This is a genomic window from Methanosarcina sp. 1.H.T.1A.1, assembly GCF_000979295.1.
GTDB lineage: Archaea > Halobacteriota > Methanosarcinia > Methanosarcinales > Methanosarcinaceae > Methanosarcina.
This window is the reverse complement of record NZ_JJQY01000114.1, coordinates 1-19,049: the sequence shown is the minus strand read 5'-3', so window position 1 is coordinate 19,049 and position 19,049 is coordinate 1. Positions and strand designations below refer to the sequence as shown.

The 19,049-nt window shown below is 44.8% G+C and carries 20 protein-coding genes; 14 read left to right on the top strand and 6 right to left on the bottom strand.

The annotated features are described in order from the left end of the window. Positions 1–869 precede the first annotated feature (869 nt). A complete protein-coding gene (locus tag EO95_RS18285) occupies positions 870–1,106 on the bottom strand; it encodes a hypothetical protein (RefSeq protein ID WP_082098587.1) in 237 nt (78 codons plus the stop codon). 319 nt (positions 1,107–1,425) lie between these two features. Further along, positions 1,426–1,653 (bottom strand): DUF2892 domain-containing protein, encoded by a 228-nt coding sequence (locus EO95_RS11795; protein WP_048134883.1) that lies wholly within the window; start codon positions 1,651–1,653, stop codon positions 1,426–1,428. A 217-nt stretch (positions 1,654–1,870) separates the two neighbouring features. Here EO95_RS11795 and EO95_RS11790 point away from each other — a divergent pair, with 217 nt between their 5' ends. Together EO95_RS11790 and EO95_RS11785 are read left to right on the top strand one after the other, a co-directional pair. Beyond that, a complete protein-coding gene (locus EO95_RS11790) occupies positions 1,871–3,145 on the top strand; it encodes a YcaO-related McrA-glycine thioamidation protein (RefSeq protein ID WP_048134882.1) in 1,275 nt (424 codons plus the stop codon). Next, entirely contained in the window at positions 3,142–3,801 is a 660-nt protein-coding gene (locus EO95_RS11785; RefSeq protein WP_235282989.1) for a TfuA-related McrA-glycine thioamidation protein, read from the top strand. The genes EO95_RS11790 and EO95_RS11785 overlap by 4 nt, the downstream gene beginning before the upstream one ends. A gap of 131 nt (positions 3,802–3,932) precedes the next feature. Here EO95_RS11785 and EO95_RS11780 read toward each other — a convergent pair whose 3' ends face one another. Both EO95_RS11780 and EO95_RS11775 read right to left on the bottom strand, forming a co-directional pair. Continuing rightward, a complete protein-coding gene (locus EO95_RS11780; RefSeq protein ID WP_048134880.1) occupies positions 3,933–4,190 on the bottom strand; it encodes a hypothetical protein in 258 nt (85 codons plus the stop codon). Further along, positions 4,187–5,152, bottom strand: coding sequence for a hypothetical protein (locus EO95_RS11775; protein WP_235282988.1), 966 nt, complete (start codon positions 5,150–5,152; stop codon positions 4,187–4,189). Before EO95_RS11775 ends, EO95_RS11780 begins: the two co-directional genes overlap by 4 nt. Before the next feature lie 151 nt (positions 5,153–5,303). Between EO95_RS11775 and EO95_RS11770 the strand changes: the two genes are divergently transcribed. From EO95_RS11770 to EO95_RS11755, 4 genes are all read left to right on the top strand, one after another. Further along, complete coding sequence (locus EO95_RS11770; protein ID WP_048134878.1) at positions 5,304–5,756, top strand: universal stress protein; 453 nt, start codon at positions 5,304–5,306, stop codon at positions 5,754–5,756. 137 nt (positions 5,757–5,893) lie between these two features. Then, positions 5,894–6,355, top strand: coding sequence for a universal stress protein (locus EO95_RS11765; protein WP_048134911.1), 462 nt, complete (start codon positions 5,894–5,896; stop codon positions 6,353–6,355). Between the two features lie 34 nt (positions 6,356–6,389). After that, complete coding sequence (locus EO95_RS11760; protein ID WP_048134877.1) at positions 6,390–6,827, top strand: universal stress protein; 438 nt, start codon at positions 6,390–6,392, stop codon at positions 6,825–6,827. A 52-nt stretch (positions 6,828–6,879) separates the two neighbouring features. Continuing rightward, positions 6,880–7,395, top strand: coding sequence for a ferritin (locus EO95_RS11755; protein WP_048134876.1), 516 nt, complete (start codon positions 6,880–6,882; stop codon positions 7,393–7,395). A gap of 260 nt (positions 7,396–7,655) precedes the next feature. On the opposite strand, the gene EO95_RS11750 is transcribed toward EO95_RS11755, so the two are convergent. Further along, positions 7,656–7,877 (bottom strand): DUF5320 domain-containing protein, encoded by a 222-nt coding sequence (locus tag EO95_RS11750; protein ID WP_048134875.1) that lies wholly within the window; start codon positions 7,875–7,877, stop codon positions 7,656–7,658. 152 nt (positions 7,878–8,029) lie between these two features. Here EO95_RS11750 and EO95_RS11745 point away from each other — a divergent pair, with 152 nt between their 5' ends. From EO95_RS11745 to pylD, 6 genes are all read left to right on the top strand, one after another. Further along, positions 8,030–8,770: a hypothetical protein gene (locus EO95_RS11745; protein ID WP_048134874.1), complete on the top strand. Its 741-nt coding sequence runs from the start codon at positions 8,030–8,032 to the stop codon at positions 8,768–8,770. A 580-nt stretch (positions 8,771–9,350) separates the two neighbouring features. Beyond that, positions 9,351–10,880 (top strand): pyrrolysine--tRNA(Pyl) ligase, encoded by a 1,530-nt coding sequence (gene pylS / locus EO95_RS11740; protein ID WP_048134873.1) that lies wholly within the window; start codon positions 9,351–9,353, stop codon positions 10,878–10,880. Further along, the gene (locus EO95_RS18500; RefSeq protein WP_255350200.1) at positions 10,877–11,005 is read left to right on the top strand and encodes a hypothetical protein; all 129 of its coding nucleotides are present in this window, start codon (positions 10,877–10,879) and stop codon (positions 11,003–11,005) included. The genes pylS and EO95_RS18500 overlap by 4 nt, the downstream gene beginning before the upstream one ends. Before the next feature lie 50 nt (positions 11,006–11,055). Further along, the gene (gene pylB / locus EO95_RS11735; protein WP_048134872.1) at positions 11,056–12,108 is read left to right on the top strand and encodes a methylornithine synthase PylB; all 1,053 of its coding nucleotides are present in this window, start codon (positions 11,056–11,058) and stop codon (positions 12,106–12,108) included. Position 12,109: 1 nt separating this feature from the next. Next, positions 12,110–13,201, top strand: coding sequence for a 3-methylornithine--L-lysine ligase PylC (gene pylC, locus EO95_RS11730; protein ID WP_048134871.1), 1,092 nt, complete (start codon positions 12,110–12,112; stop codon positions 13,199–13,201). A 42-nt stretch (positions 13,202–13,243) separates the two neighbouring features. After that, positions 13,244–14,023, top strand: a complete 780-nt coding sequence (gene pylD / locus EO95_RS11725) for a 3-methylornithyl-N6-L-lysine dehydrogenase PylD (protein ID WP_048134870.1) — start codon at positions 13,244–13,246, stop codon at positions 14,021–14,023. 145 nt (positions 14,024–14,168) lie between these two features. Here pylD and EO95_RS11720 read toward each other — a convergent pair whose 3' ends face one another. Then, positions 14,169–15,794, bottom strand: a complete 1,626-nt coding sequence (locus EO95_RS11720; protein ID WP_048134869.1) for a methylamine methyltransferase corrinoid protein reductive activase — start codon at positions 15,792–15,794, stop codon at positions 14,169–14,171. 601 nt (positions 15,795–16,395) lie between these two features. Here EO95_RS11720 and mtbA point away from each other — a divergent pair. Together mtbA and EO95_RS11710 are read left to right on the top strand one after the other, a co-directional pair. Next, entirely contained in the window at positions 16,396–17,415 is a 1,020-nt protein-coding gene (gene mtbA, locus EO95_RS11715; RefSeq protein WP_048134868.1) for a methylcobamide:CoM methyltransferase MtbA, read from the top strand. A 977-nt stretch (positions 17,416–18,392) separates the two neighbouring features. After that, entirely contained in the window at positions 18,393–19,046 is a 654-nt protein-coding gene (locus EO95_RS11710) for a methyltransferase cognate corrinoid protein (RefSeq protein ID WP_048134867.1), read from the top strand. Positions 19,047–19,049 lie beyond the last annotated feature (3 nt).

Below are 19,049 nucleotides of genomic sequence, written 5' to 3'. Positions count from 1 at the left end.
AAAATAGAGCATAATGAAGCAAACGACCCCGAGGAAGACGGTAGACCAGAAAGCTACATTCGCAGGAATATAACTAATGGCCCCAAAGTCTTCAAACAACGTCGACATATTATAATATAGATACACAAATCTGATAAATATATCTGATCACCTTATAAAAGAAAAAGAAAGACGAGAGAGTTCATTAAGGCAGGTAAAAATATAAAAATGCAGCATATGATACACCGAAATCAGGAGTCATACATGACCTATTTTTCCAGAAACTTCTGAGACTTATTTTCACTTTATGGCCTGCTGCACACTAAGGATGAGCAGATAGAAAAACTAAACGAGAATATGCACAAACAAGCTGTTCATATTCAGAGCTTGATCCAGGAGAACAGCAGGTTAAACATTAAGCTGCTTCTGGAGATCCGAAAACAAAAAAACCATGGTGAAAGTTCTGGTGAGATCACAGAAATTGAAGATGTAGTGAAAATATTTAAAAATGTGCGAGTCATTTATCTTAAGGGGCAGCGCATGTTGGATCAACAAAAAGAAATGGAGTGCGAACTATTTGAAATATATAATAAAAATCTAGATCGCTTTTTTTCGACACAATTCCATAATCCAGTGATTTCGCTTAGTTTTTTCTGTAGTTATTTTATACCTTTTGCAATTTGTGTTTCCATTAAGGGTTTCACAATCTCCGTTTTATACCATCTTACATTTTCTGAGTGGATTAAAAAAGAAAATGCGTGCATAAAAAGAATACAACCTCGCGAAGGATGAATCAGCTTCGAGAGGCTGAAAATAAAGAAGTAAAAATATATCAGGCAATTCAGTTAAAATTAATGGAGATTTGTAATTTCGGAGGATTTCTACAGAGCTTAAAAATTATATATGCACCTGGTTTCTTTAATGACTTTACCACTACTATCTTTTTCTAAGAATCTCATGATTTCTTTGTCGTGAGAAACCATTGTATCACAGTATGGGCATGGTTCTGCATTTTTGTACAGTACAGCGTGCAGAAATGTTTCTGCCTCTTCAAACTGAACAATTTGTGAGCGGAACCATTTTCTACAATTTGTACACCTGACTTCACAGCTTTTTGTCTCGTTCATTTTTCCATCATCTTTTGAGTTAATTTCACATTGTACGGAATATTATTAAACATATATATAAAGCAACGTGGCCGAAATTATTCCCGTATTCGTATAAAAAATATAGGCTTGCGCAATATATTTATAATGATTAAAAAAACAAAGGACTGATGCATAATATATACAATGTATCAAAGAAAAAAAAGATCAGGGAAAATCAAAGAGAAATCAGCCAGAGTTTAACAATTTAATTTTGAGCTGAAACATCTGCTGAAAAAGAAATCAGAGAATTAATTTCTCCGATGCACCGCTAATGAGGATAACCTCCTCAACTCTTTTTTTATTTTGTCTTTGCAGTATTGATCCCGAGAATAACATAGGGAGTGCAGTGCCTGATTATCGAAGTGAAAAGTCCCGTAAAAGCTATCAGGGCAACGATCCATTTCAAAGGAGAACTTTTTACGAGATTCAGTGCCAGAGCAGTAATTCCAAGTACCCCGAGCAAGGTTCGGAGAATCAGATCAAAACCCCCTACATTTTCTTCCAGAAACAATTTTTTGAGATCCATCGGACAAAAACCCCTTATAAACCCTCTTACATACTTATAGATCCCTTCAATATATAGCGTTATTCTGTTTGTATTCTGTTTGTATTCTGTTCATATTCTGTTAATATTCATTTGTCAAAAAAGTCCTGCACAGGGGAAGCTGAAAATCCCTGTAAATAGTCCGTAAATTCCCAAAAAATCACAAAATATATAACAAGAGATGAGAAGGTTTCTAACTATGCCCGAGATAAAAATTGACAGGTCACTCTCATACCTCGAAGGCACACAGCGTGTGTATGATGAAGCCACGACCCTTGAAAACACCAAAGATCAGATAAAAAAGATAGGTGTCACCCGAATTGCAGATATTACAAACCTGGACAGGCTCGGAATTCCGATCTTCTCGGCAATCCGCCCCAGTGCCGCTCCGGGAGCGATAAGCATCTACTCAGGTAAGGGCTCAACCGAGCAAAGGGCCCGGATTTCGGCAATAATGGAGAGTTTTGAGCGCTGCCTGGCAGAAAGGCCCGGTATAAACGCAAACATTGGAGGCGGGATTTCTGCCCCGGCTCTTGTTGAATCTTACTTAAATGCCAGGGAAACCTGCAGCGTGCTTGACCCCAGTTCCCTGCTTCTGGCCCAGCCTTTTAACCCCAGCTCCCTTATAGAGTGGGTCGGAGCATATGATTTAATGAGCGGGGAAGAGGAATTCGTAAGCGCCAATGCGGTTTACCATCCCTACGATGCACCCGGGCAGTGCCAGAAACTTTTCCTGAGCAATACCAATGGGCTGGCTTCAGGAAACACCCTTGAGGAAGCTATCCTGCACGGGCTTCTTGAAGTTATAGAAAGAGATGCCATCAGCACAGCTCAGTTTTCCCGTGACCTCGGAAAGGAGATAGTGCTGACCGAAGAAGACGGGTACCTTTACGAGCTTGCCCAAAAATTCAAAGATGCCGGAGTCGAACTCAAGATCTGGCTTGTCCCGACTGACACCGGAATCCCGACAGTTATTGCAGCAACTGATGACGCAAAACTGAAAGATCCGGCTCTTCTGGTCATGGGAGCAGGCTCCCACCTTAAACCTGAGATCGCAGTTGCAAGAGCAATAACGGAAGCTGCACAGTCGAGGGTTGTCCAGATTCAGGGCGCAAGGGAAGACACGGACAGGGAGGGCTTTATCAGGAGCGTAGGTTATGACCGCATGAAGCGCCTGAACTGGTTCTGGTTCGAAGAAGGAGAAAAAATTTCCCTTTCCGAAGTGAAGGACCTCTCCGGAAAGAGCCCCTCAGAAAACATCGACGTAATACTTGAAAAGCTAAAGGGCCTTGTCGAAAAGGTGCTTGTCGTTGACCTCTCAAGAGAGGAAATTGCAGTACCTGTAGTCAGGGTAATCATTCCGGGCTTTGAACTTTTCACTATCGACCGTGACCGTAGAGGAAAAAGAATTACCGCCGGGAAGAAGAAAGAATTTTCCAGAAACAAAAACGAAAAGCCGTGGAAAAGAAGATGAAAGAAAGAGCAGTTATCTTTACCGGTAACAGCATAAGCCATGAGGATGCGAAAAAAATCCTCAGGGCAAACTACCAGCCCCCTGTACGCAGGTTCCAGCTTGAAAAATTTGTCCAGCAGGGGTATAAGGTCATGGGAATTATAGACGGGATTTTCTTTGACCGGGCTGCAGTAGGGCACAGAGAAATCATATCTGCCCTCAATGCAGGAGTAAAGGTTGTGGGTGGTGCCAGTATGGGAGCCCTGAGGGCTTCTGAACTGGACACACACGGCATGACAGGAGTTGGAAAGGTTTACGAGTGGTACCGGGACGGGGTTATCGAGTCCGATGACGAGGTAGCTGTAAGCACCAATCCCGATACGTTTGAACCCATCTCCGTCCCCCTGGTAAATATCCGGGAAACCCTTAAAGCCGCTCTCGCTACCGGGCTTATAAGTGAAAAAGAGCACGATGGCCTTCTGGAACTTGCAATCAATACTTACTACCCTGACCGAAGCTACCTCGGGCTTACAAAAGAAGGGACAAAAAAAGGCCTGATACAGGAAGAAAAAAGGAAGAGCCTTCTTGATTTTTGCATTAACAGCGAAGTTGATTTAAAAAGGCAGGATGCGGTTCTTGTGCTTGAAACCGTAAAAAAGCTTATTGAAGAGGCCTGAGACTTAAGGTCTCCTCAAATCAACGGTTTCGGCTCTTCAAACCTTTTTTTCAGAGATCTTCAAGGGATCTCCTTTAATAATTCAGGGCTGTTTTCAGCTTTTCAGGCAAATTTCAGCTTTTCAGGTAAATTTCAGCGCTTTACTATGTACAGCCTGATAATATACAGGCTGACGAGCAGGACAATAAAATTATACACAGCCGTGAAAATGGGGATATACTGATACTCGAACCAGATCTCGATTACCCGCGTTATGGAGGAATAGAGCTTGAAGGTTGCCACAAGCAGTAGCAGCATGGCAATCAAAAAAACTCCTTTCTTGAAGTTCTCCCCAAGGTCAGACCCCTTTGCATCTTTTGTCTCTGAGTTGATCTCTTCTGTTTCACTCATCCAAACCGCCTCCTTAGAACTACTGCCGAACAGAGCAGGACTGCTGACAGGAACAGGCTGAATCCGGGAGTTGCTTCTTCTTCGGCGTATTCCTCTTCAGGGACCATTTCATTTTCATCGACAATTTCAAATTCGCTGGTCTGAATCTCCTTTGTTTTCGTGGAAGTCTTATCTTTAACCTCAACTTCCGGGTTTAGCTGGATATAATCTTCTCCGCGCCTGACAATAGTATCATTGTTCCAGATCAGCACTTCGACAACGTAGTTGTACTGGTCCGGCATGGTCAGGTTGACACTCCGGATAACTGTTGTTTCGGGTTTGATTTTCCCTGTCCGGATCCAGACCTTATCTGCAAGGAGCCCCGCGTCCATTTCCCGGACCTTGACAAGCATAAGGAGATCCTGACTGGTTTTCTTGCCCTCGTTTGTCAGATAGATATCGCTTTCAATGAGGACTTTTCGGTCTTCCACCTTCCTGACCCTGAAATCCATTTCGGAAATTTCAAGCCCTATGTCCTGCACGTCAGCAGGCAGAAAATCCAGGTTGTAGACATTGATTTCTCCGCTGCCCTTCTGGGTATCTTCTTCGAAGAGAACTGAACGTATATTATATCCGCCGGTCTTAGGCAGGCTCAGGCTCTGGCTTACGGCTTTTGTTTCTCCTTTTTTCAGCTTTCCGAGCTTTACTTCCTCCTGTACTTCAAGCAGCCCGCTCTCCCTGCTGTAAACTTTCAGAAGAAGAGAGGCATTTTTCTCTGTATCCCCCTGATATTTTTCTACGTAGGTCGTGACATTGAGGTCTACAAAAGAAGTCCCTGCACGGTCTGCTGAGATGTCCATATCTTTGATGTTGTAATAGCTTTCCTCCTCAAAACTCCGGATGCAGCCGCTTCCTGAGGCAAAAAGGAGGATAATGGACATCAAAATTAGCATTTGGGTTGGTTTAATTCCCTGTTTTCCCAAGGTATATCCTCCTCTTCATTAATTGTATTGAGAAGTATATACTTATTGTCTTTATGGGCAGCTATCCCTTTCCCTGAGAATTATTGGATGAAAATTATTAATATGAACGCACTTATATTCAGATAGGGGATAAAATATAGGGAGCTGGAGTATGGAGAGCATACTTTATAGAAAAATTATGATTGCAACCGATGGCTCTGAAAGTGCCAGAAAAGCTGCAGATACCGCAATTGAGCTCGCTCGCCTGAGCGGAGCAAAAATTTATGCTGTCTGCGTTATAGACAGATCGATTTATTCTTCGGCTCCTGAAGATATGGAGTGGGAAGAGGCAATGTATGACCGGTTCAGGGAGCTTGGAGAAGAAGCCGTTTCTTACGTGGAAAAAGCTGCAAAAAATGCAGGCTTGCAGGTAGAACCCACCCTTCTCGAAGGGCATCCAGCAGAAGAAATTGTCAATTTTGCAGAAAAGAACGGAGTAGACCTGATCATCGTTGGCTCTCTTGGAAAAAGCGGAATAGAACGTTTCCTGATAGGCAGTGTGTCCGAAAAAGTCTTCAGGAACGCAAAAGGCCCGGTCCTGGTTGTTCGGGGACGGGATACATGAGAAGAGAAATTCCAGAAAGGAATTCCAGAGAGGAAAACAGAGAAGAAAATCGAAAGAAAAAAGGACGGTCTGATGTCCATAGACCAGAAAGCAAAGTTAAAGCATTGAGGAAATGAGTTAAATTGGGAGGAAAGGGGATGAAAAGCGATTTTTACAAAAAAATCCTGATAGCAACTGACGGCTCGGAAAACGGGGCGCAGGCAGTAAGTGCCGGGATGGAAATTACAAGGTTGAGCCAGGGAAAAGCGTATGCCCTGTATGTTATTGATAATACCTGCTATCCAGCCGGAAAATGGGACCCTAAATTGAAAACTGCAATGGAAGAACAGTTTAAGACTTTCGGGCTCGAAATGACCGCTGCAGTGGAGGAGGCTGCAGAAGCAGCAGGCGTTGATGTGGAATTTGCAATCATGGAAGGGCATCCGGCTGAAAAAATCCTTAATTTTGCCGAAAAGCAGGGCGTTGATATGATTATCGTGGGCTCGCTCGGGAAAACAGATGCTGAGCGCTTCCTGCTCGGGAGCGTCTCCGAAAAAGTCGTCAGGAACGCAAAAGTCCCGGTGCTTGTAGTACACGGGAAGGGACAGGAAAAAACCTGAGTCCACAATAAGGGAACTACACAGGGGGAGGCTTATGAAACGAAAACCCTACAGGAAAATTCTGCTTGCAACCGACGGCTCGGAAAACGCAAAAAGTGCAGCCTGCTCAGGGCTTGAAATTGCAAGGAATACCGGAGCTGAGATCTATGCCGTATATGTAGCCGGCATTTCCTGCTGTTCTCCTATTATGCCCGAAAGTTATGACTGGGAGATAGGAAAAGAAGGGAGTGAAGCTGTTGCTGAGATAGAAGAAATGGGAAGAGAAAACGGCGTTACGGTGAATTTGGTCCTGCTGCAGGGTAACCCTGCTCAGGAAATTCTGGATTTTGCGGAAAAGAATGACATTGATATGATTGTGATGGGGACACAGGGAAAAGCCGGAATTGACCGGTTCCTGCTCGGAGGAGTTACGGAAAAAGTCGTAAGGCATGCAAAAGCCGAGGTGCTGGTCGTGCGCGCACCCTGCCTCTGAAAAGGATGACAGGCAAAACATAACACCGAATAGGATTAGTGAGGGGAAAATATTGCTGAACGAAAAGATGGAAGAAGCGCTGAATGAACAGATTAACAGGGAACTTTACTCGTCTTACCTTTACCTTGCTATGTCGGCATACAGCTCCTCCATTGGACTTCCCGGATTTGCCCACTGGTTCAAGGTCCAGGTCCGGGAAGAGACCATCCATGGGATGAAACTCTTTGATTACATCAACAGGCAAGAAGGAAGAGTGAGGTTAAAGGAAATCAAGGAGCCGCCTATGGAATTCGGAACACCGATGGAAATGTTCCAGAAGACCCTGCAGCACGAACAGTTCGTTACCCACTCAATCAACGACCTGGTGGGCCTTGCCCGTTCGGAAAAAGATGAAACAACAGTTTCTTTCCTGCAGTGGTATGTCAAAGAGCAGGTCGAAGAGGAAGAAAACGACAACGAGATTATTGATAAATTGAAAAATGCCGGTGAAAACAAAGATGCTTTGTCGGCACTTGATGCTGAGCTGGCAAAGAGACACCCTCCCAAAGATGAGGAAGAAAGTATCTGAGAGCAAAAAATCTGAGTGAGAGCAAAAATCTGGGCAAAAGTCCCGGAAATATTTTGATTTTCAAAAAAGAACTTCAGGTTAATGTAATTAGAGAGGCTACGGGATGTTATTTCCGCAGCTCTTCTTTGATAAGAAACCATATTGTTTGAGGCAGGCTGTTTGAGAGATAATACCTGTAATTTTGAGAGATAATACCTGTAATGCTGCCTGTACTTAGTTTTGGGGATCTAATATTCAAAAGGGATCCCCATTTTTCCAGATCATTTCCTGTTCATAGGGTTCCCACACCGTCCACATTCCACTTCAGTGCAGGGTACTCCCGGCGTGTGAGGAATTTCAAGCCCGCACTGTGGGCAGATACACATACCTCCGGGACCGCCCGAAGCTTTTGCACTCCTGCCCCTGCACCGTTCTTTACCTTCATTACTTCTGCCTATCCCCGGACCCTTACCTGCAGGACCGGTACCGTCTCCACCTGGCATTTGTAAGTTTCTCCTCCGTAAATTGACTTTCTATTAGACTTTCTATTCAAAAGCTGCATATGGATTTATATATATGTATCAACCTCCGAGAGGCAATTACCTGAAAGCAGGCTAAAACGGTCCCGATCAGGTTTTCGGTCAGGTTTTAATATATGGAGTCTGAAAAGCACCCAGAAATGTCAAGCAGCATGGAATTCGAAATCGTGAAAAAGGGCTTCGAATGGCTCTCAGCCCAGCAAATTCAGTCCGTAAAGGAACTTGCAAGTACAGTATCGGCTCATGCTTTATGGGGACTCCCGAACCCCTATATTACCCGTCTAATCCGTAAAAAAGAAGGTGACTGCTGGAACTCCTCAATAAGAGATACGGCAAGGGCCTGTTCAGCCCTCTCTGCTGAAGGAATTATATTCAGGGCACCGGAAAAGTGGCTGCGTTCCATGGAAAAAGGAGGCTCATGGAACGAAGACGTCTATGATACTGCCTATAGTCTTGGGGCCCTTGCTGAGATGGAAATTTCTGACAGGGAAGGATGTAACTGGTTATATGAAAACTACGGTCCTACCTGGGAGCAGGTTGGTACTACTTCCCTTATAATCACAGCCCTCAAAAAACAGGAAAACCTGACAGGAAACAGGGATTTTGAGGTTTTTATCCGGGAAAGGGCTGAGTGGGTCCTTTCAAAAAAAGGACAGGACGGAGGCTGGGAGCATATTTCCACAAGCAATCTGGCAATCCAGGCTCTCCTCCTTGCAGGTTTCAAAAAAGAAGTTGGAGATTCTATTGAATGGCTCCTTGGAAAAGCCCGTGAAAGCGGAGCCTGGGGAAACAAAGAAGACGACATAAACGCAACTGCCCTAGCTCTGAGCACACTAGGACTATACGAACGGTCCTGAACAGGAAAACTTGATTTATTTCTTTGTTCATTTTCCTTTTTATTCTGAGGTTTTATCAGTCTCTTTCATCCTGATTATTATATCGGACTTCTTCTCTTTTCAGTCTTTTATAGGACCTGCTTACTGGAAGCTGTTTTCCAAAAACTATAAATTAGAGCTCGGATCTTGGCAGGTTATCACCAATAAACATATATATTAAATAATATTATTTTATCATATCAATTAAGATTGCTATAGAGAAAAAAACAACATATCAAATTTGTATTCTATTTTGTCAAGGAGGAAACCTGATCATGTAGATCGAATGGACTCTAAATCCGTTCAGCCGGGTTAGATTCCCGGGGTTTCCGCCACGTTTCTGAATCCCGGAATGGCACTTGCATAACATTCCACTGAAATTTTTTATAGAATCAGGAAACGCTTTCCAGAGTCTATAAACTATTCTATTGCCTGGGATTATCGATCTCTTTTCCGGGTAGCTGTCAGCAATTGCTGGCTCCACGCTTATATTTTGTAAGCCGGGATTCTGAATACTGTTCTTGGAAATTATCCGGGTTTTAGTTCACCGAGGGGTAACACTATGGATAAAAAACCACTAAACACTCTGATATCTGCTACAGGGCTCTGGATGTCCAGAACCGGAAGGATTCACAAAATCAGGCATCATGAGGTCTCAAAAAGGAAAATCTACATCGAAATGGAATGTGGAGAACGGCTTGTTGTGAACAATTCCCGGAGCTGCAGGACAGCACGGGCCCTAAGACACCATAAGTACAGGAAGACCTGCAAAAACTGCAGGGTTTCGGATGAGGACATAAGCAAGTTCCTCACAAGAACAAACGAAGACAAAAGCAACGTAAAAGTCACGGTAGTTTCTGCTCCTAAAGTAAGAAAAGTAATGCCAAAATCAGTTGCAAGAGCCCCAAAACCGCTTGAAAACACGGCAACGGCACAGGCTCTGCCTTCTGAGTATCAACCTGCACCCGCTACACCAGTTTCTGCACCAATACCGGCTTCTGAACCAACACCAGTTTCTGCACCAATACCGGCTTCTGAACCAACACCAGTTTCTGCACCAACACCAGGTTCTGCACCGGCTACACCAGTTTCTGCACCAATACCGGCTTCTGAACCAACACCAGTTTCTGCACCGGCTACACCAGTTTCTGCACCAATACCGGCTTCTGAACCAGTACCGGCTTCCGCATCAACAACAATCTCCGCTTCGGCAATATCTGCATCTACATCAGCACAGGGAATGGCAAACTCAACTACATCTTCGGATGCTCCTGTTCCGGCGAGTGCTCCTGCGTATACAAAGAGCCAGATTAACAGGCTTGAAGGTCTGTTAAGCCCGAAGGATGAGATTTCCCTGGACTCTGAAACACCTTTCAGGAAACTTGAGTCCGAACTGCTGTCCCGGAGAAGAAAAGACCTGCAGCAGATCTATGCCGAAGAAAGGGAACATTACCTGGGAAAACTCGAACGCGAGATTACGAAATTCTTCGTGGACAGGGGTTTTCTGGAGATCAAATCCCCGATTCTGATACCTTCAGAGTATATTGAAAGGATGGGCATTAACAATGACACTGAACTTTCAAAGCAGGTCTTCAGGGTTGATAAGAACTTCTGCTTAAGGCCAATGCTTGCTCCGACTCTCTACAACTACCTGCGCAAGCTTGATAGAACCCTGCCTGATCCTATAAAAATCTTTGAGATCGGCCCCTGTTACAGGAAAGAGTCTGACGGCAAAGAACACCTGGAAGAGTTTACCATGCTGAACTTCTGCCAGATGGGGTCGGGCTGTACCCGCGAAAACCTTGAAGCCATTATTAAAGATTTCCTGGACTACCTGGGGATCGACTTCGAGATTATAGGGGACTCCTGTATGGTCTATGGCGACACCCTTGATGTCATGCACGGTGACATGGAACTTTCCTCAGCAGTTGTCGGACCCGTACCCATGGACCGGGACTGGGGAATTAACAAGCCCTGGATAGGTGCAGGTTTCGGACTTGAACGCCTGCTGAAGGTTATGCACGATTTCAAGAACATTAAAAGAGCTTCAAGGTCCGAATCATACTACAACGGGATTTCCACCAACCTGTGACCGGGAATCCCATAAAAATCACAAATAAAGACCCGGAGAACGTCGGGGAAGATATCAGAGCGGCAAATAGAGACTCAAAACGGGAAAAAGATCTTAAAATGGCAAACTGGCCCGAAAGGACCTGAAATGAAAAAGATCTGAAAGAATATCCGTAAATCTATGAGAGGGTGAAATATTGATCCAAAAAATGGCAACCAACGAACTTGACAGTTTCGGGGAGAAAATCATTGAAGGCTTTCACTTATCTGACGATGACCTGAGGGCTCTTCTCTCTCTTGAATCCGAAGAAGAGCTGGAAAAGCTGTACTATGTGGCTCGAAAGGTCAGAAACTATTATTTCGGCAACAGGGTGTTTCTTAACTGCTTTATCTATTTCTCCACTTACTGTAAGAACCAGTGCGCTTTTTGTTACTATAACTGTAAAAACGAAATCAACCGTTATCGCCTGACCAGAGAGGAAATCAAAGAGACCTGCAAAACCTTAAAAGGTGCAGGTTTCCACATGATTGACCTTACCATGGGAGAAGACCCGTATTACTATGATGAGCCAGATCGCTTCGTGGAACTTGTCAGGATAGTTAAAGAGGAACTTGGTCTACCAATAATGATTTCTCCAGGAGTAATGGACAACTTAACCCTTCTCAAAGCCAGGGAAGAAGGAGCAAACTTCTTTGCCCTTTACCAGGAAACCTATGACCGCGAACTCTACGAAAAACTCCGGGTAGGGCAATCATTCGAAGGACGGTTTAACGCCCGCCGCTTTGCAAAAGAACAGGGGTACTGTGTAGAAGACGGGATTCTCACGGGTGTTGGAAACGATGTTGAGTCGACAATAAAGTCCCTAAGGGGAATGAAAGCAAACGATCCCGATATGGTCAGAGTTATGACATTCCTGCCCCAGGAAGGGACTCCGCTTGAAGATTTCAAAGAGAACTCAAACCTTTCGGAACTAAAAATAATTGCAATTCTGAGGCTTTTGTTCCCGAAATGCTTGATACCGGCTTCCCTTGACCTGGAAGGTATCGATGGCATGGTTCACCGCTTAAACGCGGGGGCAAACATTGTTACCTCCATCCTTCCCTCAGATTCAAGGTTAGAAGGTGTTGCCAACTATGACCGCGACCTTGAAGAACGGGACAGAGACATAAAAAGCGTAATCAAACGGCTTGCAACTATGGGGATGGAACCTGCCCTTCAGGCTGATTTCGAGAAAGTCCTGGGGTACTAGAATGAAAACGATCTGTCTTGTAGGGGGAAAGCTCCAGGGCTTTGAAGCTGCGTACCTCTCTAAGAAAGCCGGAATGAAAGTAGTTGTGATAGATAAAAACCCACAGGCCCTTATAAGGAATTACGCTGATGAGTTCCACTGTTTTAACGTAATAAATGAACCGGAAAAACTCTTCGAGATCTCAAAAAGTGTTGACGCCATATTACCGGTAAATGAAAACCTTGAATGTATAGAGTTCCTGAGTTCCATAAAAGAGAAATTCTCCTGCCCGGTACTCTTTGATTTTGAGGCTTACTGGATCAGCAGGGATAAGAAAAAATCAAAAGACTACTTTGCGTCCATAGGAGTCCCGACCCCCCAGGACAAACCATCGGAGCCGCCTTATTTTGTAAAACCTCCCTGTGAAAGCAGCAGTGTGGGAGCCAGGATCATCTATGATAAAGAGGAGCTTGGAGAGCTTGAGCCAGGCATGCTGATCGAAGAGTATGTGGAAGGGGAAGTGGTGTCCCTTGAAGTTATAGGAGACGGAAACCATTTTGCCGTTGTAAAGGAAACCCTGATCCATATTGACGGGACCTATGACTGTCATATGGTAACCCCTCTTCCTGCTGACCCTTCCTTCAGGGAGATATCCTATTCCCTTGCAGCAAACCTGTCCTTAAAAGGGATTATGGATGTGGAAGCAATCTCCGGCCCCCGGGGGCTGAAAGTAATCGAAATAGATGCCCGATTCCCGAGCCAGACCCCAACTGCGGTTTATTATTCTTCAGGGGTTAACCTCATAGAACTCCTGTTCCACGCCTTTGTAGAGGGCGTTGAAGAGATCAAAACCCTTCCTGAAGACAGATACTGCATTTACGAACATCTCATGCTTGCAGAAAATGGAGCCTTTGTCCCTGTGGGAGAACAGGTACTTTCCATGGGCAGTGATTACGGAAAATATTATGAAGAGCCTGGCATTGAGATTTTCCTGTGCAAAGGAGAGAACCCTGTATTCACCCTGGTCTTCTGGGGCAAGGATAAGGAAGAAGCCGAAACAAAAAAGAGAACAGGGCTTTTGATACTGAGAGACCGCTTCGGAGCGGCTGTGTAAAAAGAGAAGAGTTTTTCAAAAACAGAAAAGGGAGATATAAAAATGGCACTTTTAACCCCAGAAGACCTGGATAACATCAAAAGACAGCTCCAGGAAGCTGATTCTGCTGTCCGGAGAGTTACAGGGCTTGACATAAAAGGAGTTTGTAAAGCCCTCTACGGCACAACCTCGGGTTTTGAAACCGTAGGTATTGTGCCCGTGACCTCCGGAAATGGGATCATAGGAAATTTCTCGGCATCTCTGCATGCAATTGTGGAGTATTTCGGATTTGATAGTTTTGTCACGGAAATGCCCGACGTAAGCGGCTACTATGAGGCGGTGCAAAACGGCGCAGAGATTATCCTGATGGCAGATGACCACACCTTTCTTGCCCATAACCTTACAAACGGAAAAATCGCAAACAATCAGCCCTGCACAGGCATGATTTATGCGGAGATTGCGTCCCTTTACACGAAAGCTGATTCAAGAGACGTGCTGGTTGTGGGCCTGGGAAAAGTCGGTTTTCCGGGAGCTGCACACCTTGTGCATAAAGGGTTCAATGTTTACGGATACGACGCTGACAAAAACCTTCTTAATAAAGCTATCTCCAAACTTGGGATTACTTCCTTCGATCCCGAAACTCCAAGAAAGTTCTCCATTATTTTCGAAGCTACCCCCTGTGCGGATACAATTCCCGAAGCCGTGCTTTCGGAGAAATGCATAATTTCTACCCCGGGAATTCCCTGTGCAATTTCGGCGGAACTTCAACAGAAATATGATGTGGAACTTGTAATGGAACCTCTCGGGATAGGAACGGCATCCATGCTGTATTCTATCCTGTAAAAAAGTTAAAGGAAAAAAGTGGGAAAATAAATCCCACGAATCTTATTTTGCTCCCGAATTGCGAGTCGGGAGCCCGCGGTCCTTTTCGCTACGCTCAAGAGGACTAAAAGTAAAGGAAAAAAGTGAGAAATAAATCCCACGAATCTTATTTTGCTCCGGTGATGCGGAGTTTGGTAATGTCGATGGCGTCTTCAGGGCAGACGCTGACACAGCGGCGGCAACTTGTGCCAAGGCATTTCTGGCTGTCGTATTTTGCGATTCTTTTGCCGTCGGTTTCGACGATTTCGAGGGCGTCTTCAGGGCATTCTTTTACGCATTTCTTGCAGTAGATGCACTTCTCTACAGGGACTTCGAGGATTATGCCTATTTCTTTGAGGATGGCAAGCCCGCCGACTCCTACCTGCTCTATATCCTTACTAACCCGCTTTTCGATGTCAGCGTGTTCCAGGGTTTTCGGGAGTTTGGGCAGACCGTAGAGTTCAAGCATCTGGTCGTACATTTCGAGGGGCATACCCTGGGTCCAGTAGGAGAGTTCGCAGAGATAGAAGTTATTGAAGGTCTCGCTGGTTGCCATCATGAGGTGGTCGGCAGTGATCTTTTTTGCAATCTCGATAACATCATCCAGCCTGGACCTGTTCAGTACAAGTTCCCTTGCAAGGGCAAGTGAGGTGTTTCCGAACTGCACGATTTTTTTGGCATAACCCGGTGCGGCTCCGAGCCTGCGGGCAGCTTCAGCGTCTACATAAGCTCCGGAAGCCCCTGACATGTATGCATACTCAAGGTCTTCATACTTTATTCCGGACTCTACGATAAGGGTCATGTGAGCTGCACGGATCGCCCCTATGGCTTTTCCGGCTTCTTCCACGTCCTTTTCAGTGATTTCAATTCCAGGGCCAAGAATCAGCTTCCCGTTGGGTAGTTTCGGAGATTTTGTAATCAGCCCGCTTCTCATGGCCAGGGAAAAAGCCGAGATGACGCCGGTACCTGTGATGCCCACGGCCTCAACCCCATAGGACTCCTTAATCTCACCAGTGACCGGACTGATAAGGTAAGCATCCTGCTTTTCCATCTCCTTATCAAGGACTATAATTTTCCAGTACTCACCCTCGGGTTTCACGTCACATATTGCCCCAGGGCTTGCAAGCATTCCGGAACTTATACCCTGCCCTTCAATGGCAGGGCCTGCGGCAGCGCTTGCCGTGATAATCCTGTCCCCGACCTTCAGGGCCATTTCGGCGTTTGTCCCGTAATCGGTAACCAATGCAGGTTCGGTCTGGATAAGGAAATCAGTTTCCAGCATCATGGCAAGGGCGTCGGCTCCGATCTCATGCCTGATTGCGGGGGGCACGATGACTTCACAGTTAGGCAGGTCCGTATCCCCGAAAAGCTCGGAGGCGGGAAACACGCGGGCATCTCTCTTTACATCCTGGACTCCGAGCCTTTTCTGCTTGTTTTCCCCTGCGTATGCCAGGTCCCTGATTTCTATGTTCTGGAAAAGGGAAAGCTGGATAGGGTTGCCGCAAACTGCAAGTCTTTCTACTTTCGAAAGGTCTGCATCGAATTTCAGGAACATTCTCCTGATGGTTTCGATAATTACTCCATGAGCCACATCCTCACCTGTTGTGATTGCAAAATCCAGGTGATCCATGACATTTCCTCCGGGGAGAGGATGACCCATGGTTATGACTGTTTTTAAGGTTTCATTCGTTTCAAGATCAATAAGCTGGGCTCTAAAACCGCTGGTACCCAGGTCAAGTGCTATTCCGTACATTTTGTAGATCCTCCTGAATTATGCATCATCTTGAGGCATCCGGCACCATGGAATGCCCCGTTAAAGAATGGGATATAAAGATTAGCTTATTTTAATTCGATAAAGGGAAGAGAATACAATATTTTTATAACTTATTCAATATATAAGCTATTGCTATCCCGAATTGCGCCTCACCTGAATTGCGCCTCGGGATTTCAGGAAATCGGAGATTTTCTGGGAGTTGCACTGCAAGTGCAACAGTACGCGGTCCTTTTCGCTTTCGCTCAAGTGGACTAATCAAAAAGATACTGGTACAGCCTTTCCGTGCTTTACTTGGTTCACCTTTTAGTTTGAGATTGGTGAAGGAATTTTAAACCTGGCTCTACTTTAGAGAAGTTAACCTTAATTAAATCCACGAGCCTCTATTATACATTAAAGTTTCCCCAAGGACAGAGAAATAAAACAAATTTAGTTGTTTTGAGGGAATTTCCATCTAGTAATGACGTTTTAATTGATAACTTTTTATAATATAATATTTAATTAAGAGATAATAATACATATTTATATATAGTAGGCTTTTTGATAATTAGCGCTGTCTATATAACTTAGAGAGGGATTATAGATGACAGAATACACACCAAAAGAAAGATTATACCGTGCATTAAGGAAACAGCCAGTGGACAGAATGCCCGCAGTTTGTTTCACCCAGACCGCAACTGTCGAACAGATGGAAGCCTGCGGAGCCTTCTGGCCCGAAGCCCATGCAGATGCAACAAAAATGGCAACACTTGCAGAAGCAGGACACACAGTAGTTGGTTTTGAAGCCGTGAGAGTCCCCTTCGACATCACAGCCGAAGCAGAACTTTTTGGCTGCGGAATAAAGGCTGGCGACCTGAAGCAGCAGCCGTCTGTGATCAAACACGTTGTCAAGAACCTGGAAGACATGGACAAGCTCAGGGACTACAACCTGAATGAAGGCAGAATTGGACAGGTACTCGAAGCCGTCAAGATCCTTTCCGAAAAATACGGAAAAGAACTTCCGATTATCGGCTCTATGATCGGCCCCTTCTCCCTTGCCCAGCACCTCAATGGAGACGCCTGGTTCGGAAACCTTTTCACCGGAGAAGAAGTTGTTCCCGCACTCCTTGATTTCTGCTCGGACTTCAACATAGCATACGCAAAAGCTATGGCTGAAAATGGAATGGACACCCTGGCCATCATCGACCCCACAGCAAGCTACGAACTCATCGGCGGGGAATTCTACGAAAAGTATGCCCTACCCTACCAGAAGAAGATCGTTGATGCAATGAAGGAACTCGACATAGCTACAGTCCTCCACATCTGCGGAAACACCACCAATGGTCTTTCAATCATGGAAAAGACCGGTGTGGAAGGTATCAGTGTTGACCAGAGGGTTGACATCGCAACCGCAAAAGGTAATGTGGAAAACGCACTCATCGTCGGAAACCTCGACCCGGTAGCCGTACTCTGGAACGGAACCCTTGAGGACATCGCAGCAGCATCAAAGAAGGTACTCGATGCAGGAGTCGGACTACTCTCCCCAGGATGCGGGATTGTAAGCATGACCCCTACTGCCAACCTCCAGAAAATGGTTGAGTGTGCCAAAAACCACAAGTACTGAGTATAAGTACGGGACTTAAGTACTGAACTTGAGTACCGGACTAAAAATAACAATAAGAAATAGAAATGCCGGCTCCAAAGCCGGCTTCACTTTTTTAGCTTCACTTTATTACAATTTACCTGTATTCGACCTGAAAAAAGGTTGCATTTTGCGTATTCAGCCCTCGAATTCTCAGGAAGATTGCTCCAATTCTGCTCCAGTTCACATGTGCTGGGCCAGAGTTAGTATTTAAGGTTTTCTTTTGAAACAATATGTCACTTAAATGTATTTGAAAGCCAGAGACCCCATTATTGAAGCGAATCTGGAGGTTAACAAATACGTACTATATATAATTTTCTATTTTTAGTCCCGTTGTAAGCATTTCAGGAAAGAAAAGGGACGAAAAGTACAAATTTTGGGCGCTACAATCTGAAAAATCCTCACTTAAAATTTTCTATCATGATATATAATAAAGAAATATAGTGTTTATTTATATACTATAATTTCCATCTTTTATTCTAGGAAATTGTACCTGAATTCTCAGGACAATTCCATGCAGTTCCAGCAGGTATACTGTTGGGAAATTTGGGATATGAGTTGCTAATTCGACTGGGAAATAAGCAAATTTGCAGTCTCCAGCAAATAAATTCCCCGGTAACAATGTCAGGAGAAAAGAAATTATTCACGAAGAGTCTGGACTTTATTCAGGCAAGAAATGGCAAATGACAGTGAATAATTTTGATTTTAGACAATAAGGAAAATACCGCAAAGGAATCACCTCACGCCTGATGGCTCAAATATAAGGCGTAAGGGATTTGCAATATCAATGAGAACCCCATGCAAACGCCTATTTTGGTTAGCGTAGCTTGGGCTCATGACTTAGCATAAACACGTGTTTAAGTATATAAAGCTTTGCGATAAGATCAGTTGTCTACGAGGCATTGTACCCCCCAACGATACCGCACAGAACAGCGAGTTCAATGGAGGTTTAAACAAAAATGGCAAACCAAGAGATTTTTGATAAGTTACGCGATGCGATCGTAAATCAGAACATCGCAGGCACTGCACAGTTATCTAAGGATGCCCTGGCTGCAGGAATCCCAGCCATTGATATTATTACAAAGGGCCTTTCCGTTGGAATGAAGATCATCGGAGAAAAGTTTGAAGCCGCCGAGATTTTCCTGCCCCAGATTATGATGTCTGCAAAAGCAATGAATAATGCAATGGAAGTTCTTACTCCTGAACTCGAAAAGACCAGGAAAGAAGGAGAAGAAACAGGACTTGCTATCACCTTTGTTGCAGAAGGAGATATCCACGACATCGGACACCGCCTTGTCACCACCATGCTCGGAGCAAACGGGTTTGAGATCCTTGACCTCGGAACCGATGTCCTTAATGAAACCGTTGTGGAAGAGGCTGCAAAGCACAAGGGCAAAAAGGTTATCCTTGTAGGCTCAGCCCTTATGACCACCTCGATGCTCGGCCAGAAAGACCTCATGGACAGACTCAAGGAAGAAAACCTCAGGGACAGCGTAAAGTGCATGTTCGGAGGAGCACCAGTATCCAAGAAATGGATCGAGGAAATCGGTGCGGATGCAACCGCAGAAAACGCTGCAGAAGCTGCAAAAGTTGCACTTGATGTAATGAAATAATCC